This window comes from Streptomyces sp. NPDC049040, from assembly GCF_043197715.1.
GTDB lineage: Bacteria > Actinomycetota > Actinomycetes > Streptomycetales > Streptomycetaceae > Actinacidiphila.
In genome coordinates, this window is sequence record NZ_JBICTO010000009.1 from 264,637 (window position 1) to 278,536 (window position 13,900).

11 protein-coding genes are annotated in these 13,900 nt (G+C 73.0%); 7 read left to right on the forward strand and 4 right to left on the reverse strand.

Annotated features, from left to right (window positions below; all coding sequences use genetic code 11):
• Positions 1-69 precede the first annotated feature (69 nt).
• Positions 70-2,490, forward strand: a complete 2,421-nt coding sequence (lon, locus tag ACGFMP_RS23690; protein WP_393674942.1) for an endopeptidase La — start codon at positions 70-72, stop codon at positions 2,488-2,490.
• 93 nt (positions 2,491-2,583) lie between these two features.
• Here the strand turns inward: lon and ACGFMP_RS23695 are convergent, their stop codons facing one another.
• Positions 2,584-3,447: a lysozyme gene (locus ACGFMP_RS23695; protein WP_393674943.1), complete on the reverse strand. Its 864-nt coding sequence runs from the start codon at positions 3,445-3,447 to the stop codon at positions 2,584-2,586.
• 188 nt (positions 3,448-3,635) lie between these two features.
• On the opposite strand from ACGFMP_RS23695, the gene ACGFMP_RS23700 reads away from it, so the two are divergent.
• Complete coding sequence (locus ACGFMP_RS23700) at positions 3,636-4,109, forward strand: MarR family winged helix-turn-helix transcriptional regulator (protein ID WP_393674944.1); 474 nt, start codon at positions 3,636-3,638, stop codon at positions 4,107-4,109.
• Positions 4,110-4,214: 105 nt separating this feature from the next.
• Here the strand turns inward: ACGFMP_RS23700 and ACGFMP_RS23705 are convergent, their stop codons facing one another.
• On the reverse strand, positions 4,215-4,985 hold the full coding sequence (locus ACGFMP_RS23705) for a hypothetical protein (protein ID WP_393674945.1): 771 nt from the start codon (positions 4,983-4,985) through the stop codon (positions 4,215-4,217).
• A 352-nt stretch (positions 4,986-5,337) separates the two neighbouring features.
• Between ACGFMP_RS23705 and ACGFMP_RS23710 the strand changes: the two genes are divergently transcribed.
• The 5 genes from ACGFMP_RS23710 to ACGFMP_RS23730 all read left to right on the forward strand — a co-directional run bounded on the left by ACGFMP_RS23710 (position 5,338) and on the right by ACGFMP_RS23730 (position 10,713).
• Positions 5,338-7,809 (forward strand): nitrate- and nitrite sensing domain-containing protein, encoded by a 2,472-nt coding sequence (locus tag ACGFMP_RS23710; RefSeq protein ID WP_393674946.1) that lies wholly within the window; start codon positions 5,338-5,340, stop codon positions 7,807-7,809.
• A complete protein-coding gene (locus ACGFMP_RS23715) occupies positions 7,806-8,315 on the forward strand; it encodes a roadblock/LC7 domain-containing protein (protein ID WP_393674947.1) in 510 nt (169 codons plus the stop codon). The genes ACGFMP_RS23710 and ACGFMP_RS23715 overlap by 4 nt, the downstream gene beginning before the upstream one ends.
• Positions 8,315-8,734, forward strand: coding sequence for a DUF742 domain-containing protein (locus ACGFMP_RS23720; RefSeq protein WP_393674948.1), 420 nt, complete (start codon positions 8,315-8,317; stop codon positions 8,732-8,734). The genes ACGFMP_RS23715 and ACGFMP_RS23720 overlap by 1 nt, the downstream gene beginning before the upstream one ends.
• Positions 8,715-9,323, forward strand: a complete 609-nt coding sequence (locus ACGFMP_RS23725; protein ID WP_393674949.1) for an ATP/GTP-binding protein — start codon at positions 8,715-8,717, stop codon at positions 9,321-9,323. Before ACGFMP_RS23720 ends, ACGFMP_RS23725 begins: the two co-directional genes overlap by 20 nt.
• 82 nt (positions 9,324-9,405) lie before the next feature.
• On the forward strand, positions 9,406-10,713 hold the full coding sequence (locus ACGFMP_RS23730; protein ID WP_393674950.1) for a styrene monooxygenase/indole monooxygenase family protein: 1,308 nt from the start codon (positions 9,406-9,408) through the stop codon (positions 10,711-10,713).
• A 10-nt stretch (positions 10,714-10,723) separates the two neighbouring features.
• On the opposite strand, the gene ACGFMP_RS23735 is transcribed toward ACGFMP_RS23730, so the two are convergent.
• Both ACGFMP_RS23735 and ACGFMP_RS23740 read right to left on the reverse strand, forming a co-directional pair.
• Complete coding sequence (locus ACGFMP_RS23735; RefSeq protein ID WP_393674951.1) at positions 10,724-11,968, reverse strand: NlpC/P60 family protein; 1,245 nt, start codon at positions 11,966-11,968, stop codon at positions 10,724-10,726.
• A 301-nt stretch (positions 11,969-12,269) separates the two neighbouring features.
• Positions 12,270-13,889, reverse strand: coding sequence for a chitinase (locus ACGFMP_RS23740; RefSeq protein ID WP_393674952.1), 1,620 nt, complete (start codon positions 13,887-13,889; stop codon positions 12,270-12,272).
• Between the last annotated feature and the right edge of the window lie 11 nt (positions 13,890-13,900).

A 13,900-nucleotide genomic window follows, 5' to 3' on the forward strand; every position in this document is an offset into this window, starting at 1 on the left:
GCCGGGAACACCAGCGGGCCCCACTGCATTGAGCCTGGTGTACTCAACTTGTTTGCACGAGGAGCGATCATGCCGATTGAGTCCATCCCCACCAATCCGCTGACCCTGCCTGTCCTCCCGCTGGACGGGGAGGTCGTGCTGCCCGGCATGGTCGTGCCGCTCGACCTCTCCGACTCCGAGGTCCGCGCCGCCGTGGAGGCCGCGCAGGCCGCGCACCCGGCCGGCAGCGGCGGGAAGCCGCGGGTGCTGCTGGTGCCGCGGGTCGACGGCAAGTACGCCGCCGTCGGCACCCTGGGCACGGTGGAGCAGGTCGGACGGCTGTCCGACGGCGACCCCGGCGCCGTGATCAAGGGCCGTACCCGGGTCAGGATCGGCGCGGGCACCACGGGCCCCGGCGCCGCGCTGTGGGTCGAGGGCACCGTCATAGAGGAGCCGGTACCCGCCGAGTCGCCCGGCACGGTGGCCGAGCTGATGAAGGAGTACAAGGCGCTGGCCACCAGCTGGCTGCGCAAGCGCGGCGCCTGGCAGGTCGTGGACCGGGTGCAGCAGATCGACGACGTCGGCCAGTTGGCCGACAACTCCGGTTACAGCCCCTACCTGACCGCCGAGCAGCGCGTCGAGCTGCTGGAGACCGTCGATCCGGTGGCCCGCCTGAAGCTGGCCACCCAGTGGCTGCGCGACCACCTCGCCGAGCAGGACGTGGCCGAGACGATCCGCAAGGACGTCCAGGAGGGCATGGAGAAGCAGCAGCGCGAATTCCTGCTGCGCCAGCAGCTGGAGGCGGTCCGCAAGGAGCTGTCCGAGCTGAACGGCGACCCCGAGGACGAGGCCGACGACTATCGCGCCCGTGTGGAGTCCGCCGACCTGCCCGAGACGGTGCGCGAGGCGGCGCTGAAGGAGGTCGAGAAGCTGGAGCGGTCCTCCGACGCCTCACCCGAGGGCAGCTGGATCCGCACCTGGCTCGACACCGTCCTCGAACTGCCCTGGAGCACCACCACCGAGGACACCTACGACGTGGCGGGCGCCCGTGCGGTGCTGGACGCCGACCACGCCGGCCTCGACGACGTCAAGGAGCGCATCACCGAATACCTGGCGGTGCGCAAGCGCCGGGCCGACCGCGGCCTGGGCGTCGTCGGCGGCCGCCGCGGCGGCGCGGTGCTGGCACTGGTCGGTCCGCCCGGGGTCGGCAAGACCTCGCTGGGCGAGTCGGTCGCGCGGGCGATGGGCCGCAAGTTCGTCCGGGTCGCGCTGGGCGGTGTGCGGGACGAGGCCGAGATCCGCGGCCACCGCAGGACCTACGTCGGCGCGCTGCCCGGCCGGATCGTGCGGGCCATCAAGGAGGCCGGGTCCATGAACCCGGTCGTGCTGCTCGACGAGATCGACAAGGTCGGCTCGGACTACCGCGGCGACCCGGCCGCGGCCCTGCTCGAGGTCCTGGACCCGGCGCAGAACCACACCTTCCGCGACCACTACCTGGAAGTCGAGCTGGACCTGTCCGACGTGGTCTTCCTGGCCACCGCGAACGTCATGGAGGCCATCCCCGAGCCGCTGCTCGACCGGATGGAGCTGGTCAGGCTGGACGGCTACACCGAGGACGAGAAGGTCGTCATCGCGCGCGACCACCTGCTGCCGCGCCAGCTGGAGCGGGCGGGCCTGGACGCGGAAGAGGTGACGCTTGACGAGGGCGCGCTGCGCCGGCTGGCCGGCGAGTACACCCGGGAGGCCGGGGTCAGGGCACTGGAGCGCACGGTCGCCCGCATCCTGCGGAAGATCGCCGCGCGGCACGAGCTGGGCGACCAGAAGCTGCCCTTCGCCGTCGGGCCCGACGACCTGCGCAAGCTGATCGGCCGGCCGCACCACGTGCCGGAGTCCGCACAGGACCCGGAGGAGCGGCGGACGGCGGTGCCGGGGGTGGCCACCGGCCTCGCGGTGACCGGCGCCGGCGGTGACGTCCTCTACATCGAGGCGTCGCTCGCCGACCCGGAGACCGGCGGGTCGGGACTGCAGCTCACCGGCCAGCTGGGCGACGTGATGAAGGAGTCCGCGCAGATCGCGCTGTCCTTCCTGCGCTCGCGCGGCGCCGAGCTTGAGCTGCCGGTCGGCGACCTGAAGGAGCGGGGTGTGCACATCCACGTGCCGGCGGGCGCGGTGCCCAAGGACGGGCCGAGCGCCGGTGTCACGATGACGACCGCGCTGGCGTCGCTGCTGTCCGGGCGGCGGGTGCGCACCGACGTGGCGATGACCGGCGAGGTCTCGCTGACCGGCCGCGTGCTGCCGATCGGCGGGGTCAAGCAGAAGCTGCTGGCCGCGCACCGGGCCGGGATCACCACCGTGGTGATCCCCAGGCGGAACGAACCGGACCTGGACGACGTCCCCGCCGAGATCCTGGACGCCCTCGACGTCCACCCGGTCAGCGACGTCCGGCAGGTGCTGGCACTGGCCCTGGACACGGCGGAGGCCGAGGTCCCGGAGGTGCGGGTGGCCGCCTGACGGCACCGCACCGCACCGCCACGGCGGCAGGCGGCCCCTTCCCCCGCACCCGGGGGAAGGGGCCGCCTTCTCGTACGACCGCGGTCCGGCGGATCAGCCGTTGGCGTACGCCTTGACGCGGTCGAGGGCACCGTTGAAGCGGTCCTGGTCACCGGGGAAGGTGCCGGAGTCGGCCCACTGCCAGAAGGTGTGGTAGCCCCAGCCGGCCGGCAGGGTGCCGACCGCGCTGGCGTATCGGGCGACCCAGAGCGCGTTGTTGGCGCTGAACGCGCTGCTGTTGCCGGTGCAGGTGGTCCACCAGCTGGTGGAGGTGTAGATCGTCGGGTAGCGCCCGGTCTTGGCGTGGTATTCGTTCGAGAAGGACGTGATCCAGCTCACCATCGAGCTGGCGGACTTCCCGTAGCAGGTGGCGCCGTAGGGGTTGTACTCCATGTCGAGCGCGCCGGGCAGCGTCTTGCCGTCCTTGGACCAGCCGCCGCCGTGTGCGACGAAGTAGTCGGCCTGTGCCGCGCCGGTCGACACGTCGGGCAGGGCGAAGTGGTAGGAGCCGCGGATCATGCCGACGTTGTAGGAGCCGTTGTACTGCTGGGTGAAGTTGGGATTCGTGTACGAGGTGCCCTCGGTCGCCTTGACATACGCGAACTTCGCGCCGTTCGACCAGGCACCGGCCCAGTTGACGTTGCCCTGGTAACTGGAGACGTCCATGCCCGCCGTCTGGGTGACCATCGGGGTGACGACCTTGGAGTCCCCGGGGGCGCTGGCGCCCTCGTGGATCTTGATCTGGGAGCCCAGCCAGTCGAGGTCGGGGTGGGTCATGTGACCGGAATTCGCCGCATGGGCCGTGCCGGGTGCGGCGAGCGCCATCGCGAGCATCGTGACGAGTGAACCGGCCAGCAGCGAGAGCCTGGTCCGGACCGAGCCGTTGCCGTGCACGACGGAGAAGACTCCGTGGGACATGCGTGCCTCCAGGTGGGGGACTCGGCATGACCTTGGGATGGTCATGACAGTGTGAAGGTACGGTGGGCGCTACGCGCGTGGAAAGAGGATCCTGTTACCGCCGTTGGTCTACTCCTGCGAAATACTTGACGTGCTGCGGAAACCACCGTGTGTGAAGACAACTTTCAGGCGTTGAAAGCGGGAATGCTGTGACCGACGCGCGCAATGCGGCAGATGCGACGGGAGCGGACCCCTCGGCGGACGCGCTGGAGCGGGAGCTGACGGTGCTTTTCCGCCGGGCCAGGGCGGCCTCGGGCGAGCTCGCCAGGGCGGTGCACCCGGACCTCGAACCGGCGGCGTACGGACTGCTGGTCCGGCTCCAGGAAGCCGAGCCGGAAAGGGCCACCGACCTCGCGTCCTACTTCGGGGTCGGCAAGGCGACGATGAGCCGCCAGCTGCGGGCACTTGAGGCCCTCGGCCTGGTCACCCGGGAGCCCGATCCCGGCGACGGGCGGGCCTTCCTGATGCGACTCACCCCCAACGGCCGGGACCGCTTCGACCGGGTCCGCGGGGCGCGCCGCGCGGCCTACCGCCGGCAGCTCGCGGCATGGGAACGCAGCGACGTCGCCGACCTCGCCCGGCTGCTCCACGACCTGAACGAATCCACCGCGGAAATCCTCTGAACCGGCTGCCCCCACCCGGGTGAACACCCCCCGCCGGGTGCCCGGAACCGGGCCCGTGTCCCCCGCAGGGGGCGCCCAGGGGCGCGGCACGCCCGGGGGCCGCCCTCAGAGGACGATCAGGACGGCCGTCGCGTCGTCGAACGGCTTGCCCCGCGGCACGGCCACACCGTCCGGGTCGGCGAGCTCCCGCTCGCGCACCCGGGCGAGCAGCGCCTCGGGCCCCGCCTTGCGCAGCACCGCGTACGCCGAGGCCCAGTCGTCGGAGCCGAAGACCTCCACGCCGCGCGCCGCCCCGTCGCTGAGCGCGGCGAACCCCCGCAGGGACGCGAGCGGCGCGCGGCCGGTGACGGCGTGGCGGGCCACCGCCGGATCGGCGGCGGCGGTGAAGAAGCCCCCCGGCAGGTTCCGCAGCGGCGCCACGCGGTGCCCCGCGGCCCGCAGCCGGTCGATCCGGTCGTCGAGCACCGCCGTCACGGAACCGTCCGCCGCCTCGACCAGCAGGACGGAATCGGACAGCACGAGGTGCTCCATGTCGTCCGCCCCCCACCGCACCGCCACCACGGTGGCTTGCGGCGTCAGCGGGTGAGAAAGGTCACAGGTGTCCCTGTGGGCGTCCGCTGTCCCGCCGATCGCGGCCGACAGACAGTCGGTAAGTGTGATGTCCGGCCGCGAAACGGACAGTTCGAGCAGGGCCCCGCCGAGCCGCGCGGTGAACCACGGGACGGAGTGGACGCAGCCCCCGTTGTCCGGTGGCGGGGTGACCCCGTCCAGCAGGACCAGCGCCCCGCCGTGTCCACCGGCGGGCAGCGCCACTGCCATGAAGTCCTCGTTGGGCGCACCGGGCACACCAGGGGCCGTCGCCGTCTCCACACGCATGGCCTCAGTCTGCAACAGGCCCTGCCCGCACCGGTGAAGGCGTTCGAACCGTTCGACCGGTCGGTCGGCCCGCCCGCTGTGGGCGGGCATCCTGCCAAAGCAGGCCCGGCGGCGCCAGTACGCCTCCGGCGCGGCGTGAAGGTGTCCGCTCTACTCGGCTTGTCCGGTGTGTCGCCAGTGCGATTCACTCGTTCGAGTGTCCGGAGGAGGGAGGCATGGCCCCCTCCTGGCGGGACTGCAAGGGTTCTGTCAGCCCCTGCATATTCCTGGGGAACCCCCGCCGGCGATACGTGATTGCGAGCCCGAAGTGCGTGAACGACGTCAACCGCGCGAGCGTCGGGTCAGACAGCGCATGCTCGCCGCCCTCCTGGTCTGCACCGCCGCGGTCCTGGCGGCGGCCGCACCCGGTGTGGCACTCGGCGTCGGCGACCTGACGGCCGCCCAGGACCGGGCCTCCGCCGCGGCGTCGGCCACCCGCACCACCGTCCTGGCGCACGACCTGGCCGACGAGCGGGACGACGTGGCCGCGCTGGTCGAGGCCGGGGCCGGGGCCGGTGCGAAGCCGCCCGCGCTGCCCGCCGCCGACGGCACGCGTACCGACCGGCAGCTGCGGGACGTGCTCGCGTCGGACCCGCCCGCCGCCCTGCGCACGGCGCTCGCTGCGCTGCCCGGCATCCGCAGGACCGCACTGGCCGCGCGGGCCGACCGGCAGGGCGTGCAGGCGGTCGTGACCGCCTATCAGCCGCTGATCGACGCGCTCGGCCGGGCGGGGGAGGGGCCGGGCACCGACCCGCTCACCCGGGCCGTCGGCGCGGCCGCGGTGCAGCGCGGCCTGCTGGTGGGCGCGCTAACCCAGGGCGGCACGCAACCGTTGCTGGTGGCCGCCGCGCAGGCGGCCAGGCTCCAGGAGCGCGCGGCGCTCGCCGACTTCCGCGCCACCGCCCCCGCCGACCTGCGCGACCGCTACGACAAGACGGTGACCGGCGCCGACATCGCGCAGGCCGACCGGGACACCACAGAACTGCTCGACGCACCGGAACTGACCAAGACCGACCGCAAGTTGGGCGCCGAGCCGGTGAAGTCGGCGCTCACCGCCCGGATCGGCCTGCTCCGCAGCGTCGAGTCGTCCGCCGCGGCCGACCGCTCGGCGGCCGCCACCGCGCACCGCGACCACACCGTCACCATCCTCGAACTGCGGTGTGCGCTGGCCGCGTTGTGCCTGCTGCTGCTCGCCGGTGTGCTGGTCGCGCTCTTCCGCAGCCTCACCCGCCCGCTGGCGGCCCTGCACCGCTGGTCGCGCTCCGACGCGGAAAGCGGCCAGGGTGTCGAGGTGATCGGCCAGGACGAGTACTCCGCCGTCGCCCGCCGCGCCAACGCGCTGACCCACGAGGCGCAGGCCCTGCGCGCCCGCGCCGCCGAGCTGGGCAGCGAACTGACCACGCAGCGCGGTGCCACCCAGGGCACCAGGGGCGCGCTGGCCGGCGCCGTCGCGGAGAAGGACGCCCTGCGGCACGCCCACGACCGCCTGGCCGGCCAGATCGCCGAGCTGGAGCGGGAGTTGAGCGCGTCCACGGCCCGCAACGCCGCCCACATGACCCATGTCGGCCTCAGCCTGCGGACCCTGGGCCTGGTCGAGCGGCAACTCGCCCTGATCGAGGGTATGGAGGAGCAGGAGCAGGACCCCGACCGGCTGGCGACGCTCTTCCAGCTGGACCACCTCGCCACCCGGATGCGCCGCAACAGCGAGAATCTGCTGGTCCTCGGCGGCACCGAGCACAGCCACGGGGCCACCGCGCGGCCGGTGCCGCTGATCGACGTGGTGCGCGGCGCGATCTCCGAGATCGAGCGCTACGAACGCGTGCGCATCCAGGTGCTGCCCGGGGTCAGGGTCGCCGGCCGGGCCGCGGACGACATCGCCCACCTGCTCGCGGAACTCCTCGACAATGCCACCGGCTTCTCCGAGCCGACCACCGAGGTCCTGCTGTCCGGGCAGCTGCTGGAGACCGGCGAGGTGGCGCTCGCGGTGGAGGACATCGGCATAGGAGTCCCCGCCGAGCGGCTCGACGAGCTGAACGCGCTGCTCTGCGACCCCGATCCCGCGCCGCCAGGCGCGGTCGCAGGCATGGGCCTGTACGTGGCGTCGCGACTGGCCCGCAGGCACGGCGTCCGGGTGCGGCTGCACCCGCTGCCGTCCGGCGGCACCCAGGCCGTGGTGCTGCTGCCCGGCCTGCTGGTGCCTCCGGCCGGGCCCGATGAACCGCCCGTGACCCCGCTGGACGTCACCGCCTTCACCGGCGGCGACCCGCGCAGGTACGCCGCGGTGGCCGCGGCCGTCCACCTGCCGGCGCAGGCACCGCCCCCCGAAGAGCCGCACGCCTACGCGCCGCCTCCCGACGAGCCGCAGAGCCCGCCGCCCGCGCCACAGGACCCGGCCGCAGGGCAGCCTTTCGCCCCCGCGCCCTCGCTGCTGCCGACTCCCGTGCCCGCCACGGCAGTCGGCCGCATCCCGGCGCAGGCGACCGAGCCGGTGCCCGGCCGCGACCCCGCGCCGCCCGCCGAGCCCATATCCGCACCCGGGAGCGGCGGCCTCACCGGGCGTGGGCTGCCGCAGCGGGTGCCCAGGGGCGCGGCGGCGGCCGCCAGGCCCGCCGCCCCGGCCCCGCTGCCCCCGGTCGACGCGGCCGAACTGCGGCGCCGGCTCGAAGGGTTGCAACGCGGCCTGCAAGCGGGCCGCGCCGACGCCGTACGCGAACGTGACGAGCAGTCCGCAGGGTCGCGTGGACCCGCAGATCCGGCAGGAAACGTTGAGGAGGCGACCCGTTGAACGCGGTCGGCACGAAGACCGGGGCACTCAGCCACGAGGCCCGCAGTTTCCAGTGGCTGCTGCACAAGTTCATCGAGGAGGTGCCCGGAGTCCACTCGGTCGCCGTGGTCTCCTCCGACGGCCTGCTGCTGCTCGGTTCCGAACCTGACGAGGCCCCGACGGGCCGGACCGGGCAGAATACGGTGGAGGCGCCCGCGCACCCGGGTCTCGCCGGCCAGAGCCGGATGGACCTCGCCGCGGTCGTGTCGGGTCTGGCCTCGCTCACCGTGGGCGCGGCGCGGCTGATGGACGGCGGACGGGTCAGGCAGACCACCGTCGCCATGACGGACGGAGTGCTCGTGGTGATGTCGATCAGCGACGGCTCGCTGCTCGGCGTGCACGCCGCCGCCGACTGCGACATGAGCGTCGTCGCCTACCACATGGCCATGTTCGTCGGCCGTGCCGGACACGTACTGACCCCCGCACTCCGCAGCGAGTTGCGCCAGGCCACCGGGAGCCCCAGCTGATGTCCTCGATGTCCGCACTGCCCCGCCGCGGGGTGTCCCCGCACCGGGGAACCGACCGCAGGACGGGCCGGGTCCGCCCGTACTCCCTGACCGGCGGTCGTACGCGGTTCGGCCATGTGCTCCTGGTCGAGACCTTCGTCGCCACCGTCGAGGGCCCGGACGAGCAGCACGCCCCCGCCAGGGGCGGCTGGGCGGAACGGGTCCTGCCCGAACGGCGGGCGATCGTGGAGCTGTGCAGGAGAATGCGGTCGGTGGCCGAGATCTCCGCGCTGCTCAGGATGCCGCTCGGCGTGGTGAGGGTGCTGGTCAGCGATCTCGCCGACCAGGGAAGAATTCGTGTATACGGCACCGGACACGGGTCCGGCAGCCCCGACCGCGCGCTGCTCGAAAGGGTGCTCAGTGGACTACGCAGGCTCTGACCGGCCGGACGGCCTGCAGGACTGGCAGAACGAGCGCGAACGGGCGCCCGTCTCCACCAAGATCGTGGTGGCCGGCGGCTTCGGTGTGGGCAAGACCACCTTCGTGGGCTCGGTGTCCGAGATCACCCCGCTGACCACCGAGGCGGTGATGACCCAGGCCAGCGAGGCACTCGACGACCTGGCCGCCACCCCGGACAAGGTCACCACCACGGTGGCGATGGACTTCGGCCGGATCACCCTGGAGAAGGACCTCGTCCTCTACGTCTTCGGCACCCCCGGGCAGCAGCGCTTCTGGTTCATGTGGGACGACCTGGTACGCGGTGCGATAGGGGCGATCGTGCTCGCCGACACCCGCAGGCTCGCGGACTGCTTCCCCGCGCTCGACTACTTCGAGGGCACCGGCCTGCCCTACACGGTCGCGGTCAACCAGTTCGAGGGCACCGCCGCGTACACCGGCGACGACGTGCGCGAGGCGCTCGCGGTGCCGTCGCACATCCCGGTGCACATCATCGACGCGAGGAAACGGTCCTCCGTGGTCGACGCACTCCTCGCGCTGGTCACCCACGCCCTGGCCGAACAGCCCTTCTAGCGCGCGGCCACCGCACCAGCCGGCGCCGGCCGTCCGGCCCGGCACATCCCAGCCCGACCGATCCGATCCGAAGCGGGGCGCCGTGCGCAAGATACTCATCGTCGGGGCCGGACAGGCCGGCCTCCAACTGGCCCTGGGCCTGCAGGCACGCGGCTACGACGTCACGGTCGTGTCCAACCGCACCGCGGACGAGATACGCGGCGGCCGGGTCACCTCCACGCAGTGCATGTTCGGTGCCGCGCTCGCCCACGAGCGGGCGGAGGGCCTGGACTTCTGGGCCGGTCAGGCGCCGCGGATAACCGGCCTGGGCATATCCGTCGCCGCGCCGCCCGCGACCGCCGCCGCCGCGGCGGCCCCCACGGGCCCCGACACCCCCGCCGCGCCGCCCGCGACCGCCGCCGAGACCGCGAGGGCCGTCGACTGGCTCGGCCGCCTCGCCGCCCCCGCGGAGTCCGTGGACCAGCGGGTGAAGATGGCCGGCTGGATGGAGACCTTCGCGGAACGCGGCGGCAAGGTCGTCGTGCACGCGGCCACCGCCGCCGACCTCGACTACTTCGCGCTCGCCTACGACCTGGTCCTGGTCGCCGCGGGCAAGGGCGAGACCGTCTCGATGTTCCGCCCCGACGCGGCCCGCTCGCCCTACGACGCCCGGCAGCGGGTGCTTGCCGTCGCCTACGTCAACGGCCTCGGGCCGCGCCCCGAGCACCCCGATGTGCAGGCCGTCCGCTGCAACCTGGTGCCGGGCGTCGGCGAACTCATCATCATCCCGGCCCTGACCACCACGGGCCCCTGCGACATCCTGTTCTGGGAGGGAGTGCCCGGCGGACCCGTCGACGTCTTCGGGCCCGTCACCGACCCCACGGAACACCTGAGGCTGACCCTCGACCTGATGCGCCGCTTCACCCCGTGGGAGTACGAGCGCGCGTCCGCCGTCGAGTTGACCGACGCGGGCGGCACCCTGGTGGGCGGCCTCACCCCGACCGTGCGCGAGCCGGTCGGCGAACTCCCCGCGGGCGGGCTGGTGCTGGGCGCCGCCGACGTGGTGGTCGCCAACGACCCGCTCACCGGCCAGGGTTCCAACAACGCGGCCAAGTGCGCGGCCGCGTACCTTGCGAGCATCGTCGAGCACGGCGAACAGCCCTTCGACCGCCGGTGGATGCAGGCCGCCTTCGACCGCTTCTGGTCGGACGCCGGGCCGTCCACCCGCTGGACCAACGCGATGCTGGCCCCGCAGCCGGACCACGTGCGCGGCCTGCTCGCCGCCGCCGAGGACCGGCAGCAGATCGCCGACCGCATCGCGGGCGGCTTCGACACCCCGGCCGACTTCGACCCGTGGTTCTTCGACCGGGAGCCTGCCGAGGCCTATCTGGCGTCCTTCGCGGGACGCTGATGAGGGGCCGTCAGCCCAGCGGCTCGGGCGCGTCCGGCTGCCCCGGGATCGGGCGCGGCCGGTAGTCCGCGAGCGGCTGGGCGCCCAGGTCGGGGCGGACCGCGCCCAGGATCGGGTTGGCGGCGATCGGCGAGACCTTGACCACGGCACCGGTGTGCGGGGCCTGGATGACCAGGCCGTCGCCGATGTAGAGGGCCACGTGGGTGGCGCCGGGGAAGTAGACCACCAGGTCGCCCGGCCGCAGCAGGTTCAGCGGCACCCTGGGCAGTCGCGCCCACTGCTCCTCCGCGGTGCGCGGGACGCTCACCCCGGCGTGCGACCAGGCCTGCGAGGTCAGGCCCGAGCAGTCGAAGGAGCCCGGCCCCTGTGCGCCCCACACGTAGGGCTTGCCGAGCTGCTGGAAGGCGTAGCCGATCGCCCGGTCGCCGGAGCCGGAGGGTGCCCGCAGCGCGGCGTCGGGGCCGAGCGCCTTGGAGTCCAGGAATTCCTGCTGGGCCTTGTCCGCACCCTGCTTCTCCAGTGCCTGGAGGTCGCTGATCTGCACCCCGCTGAGGCCGGCGAGCAGCGCCTCGACCTGCCGCAGGTGCGTCTCGACCTGGGTCTTCTGCGCGGCCTGCTTGTTCTGCGCGACCTGGGCGGCGTCCAGTGCGCGCTGGGCCTGCGCGTTGAGCGCCGCGAGCCGGCTCTCGCCCGCGGTCAGCCCGGCCACGATGTCCTGCTGGTGGCCGACGGCCCGCTGGGCGATGTGCAGCAGCCCGAAGAAGTTCTGCGGGGTCTCGCCGTCCAGCATCGACAGGTAGGGCGACATGCCCCCGGTGCGGTAGAGCTGGCGGGCCATCAGCCCGACCTGGTCGCGCCCCGCGACGACCTGCGCCCGCTGGGCGGCGAGCTGCGCGTCCAGCGCCTCGGCCTTGGTGCGCTGCTGGTCGGCGGTCTCCTTGGCCTTGTTGTACGACTCGGTGGCCGCCTCGGTCTGCCGGTAGAGGGTCTGAAGCTGCGTCAGCAGGTCGGAAAGCGACGCCGGGTCCGCGGTGGCGGACGGCGCCGGGACGCCGGGCGGGGCGGTGGCGGCCGGGTCCGCGGCGGGGTCGCCGGGGTGGGCGGGTGCGGTGGCGGACGGCGAGGGGACCGGTGGCTGGTCCGGCTGCGCCGCGGCCCGCTGGGCTGCGGGCAGCGCCAGTGCGGCGGAGGCGAGCAGCGCCCCGCATACGACGGCGGCGCGAAGCCAGGGCCTGGTCGTACGAGCCACCCGCATCCCCTTTGTCCCTCCACGTGACGAGCCCTCAGGATCGTGTCATGGGTTGTCGTATCTTCGACAGCCGGAGTAGGCGATTCCGCCCAATCGGGTCACTCCGACGAGTGATCGTCTCCTCCCGCACTCGGGCCATTCCCTCCTCGTTCACCGCCACACCGGTGCATCCATGACTTTTTCCCGCCCGGCGCCCGAGCTGTCCCGCTGCCCCCGAGGATGCGGGAAGGCCGGCAGAAAAGGGCGTACGGCCCGGTCACCGCCCTCGGGACCGAGCCGTACGCGTCTGCGGGGTGCCACCCGGTGGTCAGCCGAAGTAGCCGTGGAAGTTGTCGGAGAACTCCCAGTTGCCGAAGCGGTCCCAGTTCACCGACCAGGTCATCAGGCCACGCAGTCCCGGCCAGCTGCCGTGGGTGCTGTAGCCGCCGCAGTTGGTCTTCCTGGTCAGGCAGTCGAGTGCCTGGTCGACGGCGGCCGGGGTGGTGTAGCCGTTGCCCGCGGTGGTCGTGGCGGGCAGGCCGATGGCCACCTGGGAGGGGGCGAGGGCCGGGAACATGTTGGCGGTGTTGCCCGCCACCGGGAAGCCGGTGAGCAGCATGTCGGTCATCGCGATGTGGAAGTCCGCGCCGCCCATGGTGTGGTACTGGTTGTCCAGGCCCATGATCGGCCCGGAGTTGTAGTCCTGGACGTGCAGCAGTGTCAGGTCGCCGCGCATGGCGTAGATCACCGGCAGGTAGGCGCCGGCCCGCGGGTCCTGGCCGCCGAAGGGGCCGGAGCCGTAGAACTGGTAGCCGAGCTGCACGAAGAAGGTCTCGGGCGCCATGGTCAGCACGAAGCCGCTGCCGTAGCGGGCCTTGAGGGTCTTCAGCGCCGAGATCAGGTTGACGATCACCGGGGTGGTCGGGTTCCTGAAGTCGGTGTCGCCGGTGTTCAGCGACAGCGAGTGGCCCTCGAAGTCGATGTCGATGCCGTTCAGGCCCCAGGTGTCGATGATGCCGCTCACCGAGGAGACGAAGGCGTCGCGGGCGGCGGCGGTGGTCAGCTGCACCTCGCCGTTGGCGCCGCCGATCGACAGCAGCACCTTCTTGCCCTTGGCCTGCTTCGCCTTGATCGCGGCCTTGAAGTCGGCGTCCGACTCGACCGAGGGGCACTCGGCGACCGGGCAGCGGGTGAAGTGGATGCTGCCCGAGGTCGGCGAGCTGGTCTCGCCGAAGGCCAGGTCGATGACGTCCCAGCTGTCGGGTACGTCCGCGAGGCGGGTGTAGCCGGAGCCGTTGGCGAAGGTCTCGTGCAGGTAGCCCACCAGCGCGTGCGTGGGCAGGCCGCCGGACGGCGGCGTCGTCGGGGGAGTGGTCGGCGGTGTCGTGGGGGGAGTGGTCGGCGGCTTGGTGGTCGGCGTCGTCGGCGGGGTCGTCGGGGGCGTGGTGGTGCCGCCGCCGGGGCCCTGGAGCGAGATGTCGTCGGCCAGGTACGCGGGTTGTCCGTACCAGCCGTGTACGAAGACGGTCGCGCTGGTCTGGCTCGCGCCGGTGGTGAAGGAGACGCTGAGCGGGGCGTAGCCGCTGCCGGTGCCCGGCGTCCAGGTGCTGGTGTCGCCGTCCACGCCGATGTAGACGTAACTGCCCTTGACCTGCGCGGCCAGCGTGTAGGCGGTGTTGGGGGCGACGCTCACGGTCTGCTTGCACTGGCCGGTGGCGGAGCCGGAGGGCACGCCCTGGAGAGCGTAGGTCCCGCTGTGCGCCTGGCCGGTGACGGCGGACGATCCCGCGTCGCAGGTCCAGCCGGACAGGTTTCCGGTCTCGAAGCCGCCGTTGGCCAGGAACTCCCCGGCGCTCGCGGTCGGCGCGAGGGCGACCAGGCCGCCGACGGCCAGGGCGCCGGCGAGGGCGGCGGAGGCGGCGGCGAGCGATCTTCTCCGGCTCGGCATGGCGGAAGCTC

Coding starts and splice junctions, on each gene's coding strand:
- lon (WP_393674942.1), top strand. CDS start 70: ATGCCGATTGAGTCCATCCCCACCAATCCGCTGACCCTGCCTGTCCTC.
- ACGFMP_RS23695 (WP_393674943.1), bottom strand. CDS start 3,447: ATGTCCCACGGAGTCTTCTCCGTCGTGCACGGCAACGGCTCGGTCCGG.
- ACGFMP_RS23705 (WP_393674945.1), bottom strand. CDS start 4,985: ATGCGTGTGGAGACGGCGACGGCCCCTGGTGTGCCCGGTGCGCCCAAC.
- ACGFMP_RS23710 (WP_393674946.1), top strand. CDS start 5,338: ATGCTCGCCGCCCTCCTGGTCTGCACCGCCGCGGTCCTGGCGGCGGCC.
- ACGFMP_RS23720 (WP_393674948.1), top strand. CDS start 8,315: ATGTCCTCGATGTCCGCACTGCCCCGCCGCGGGGTGTCCCCGCACCGG.
- ACGFMP_RS23735 (WP_393674951.1), bottom strand. CDS start 11,968: ATGCGGGTGGCTCGTACGACCAGGCCCTGGCTTCGCGCCGCCGTCGTA.
- ACGFMP_RS23740 (WP_393674952.1), bottom strand. CDS start 13,889: ATGCCGAGCCGGAGAAGATCGCTCGCCGCCGCCTCCGCCGCCCTCGCC.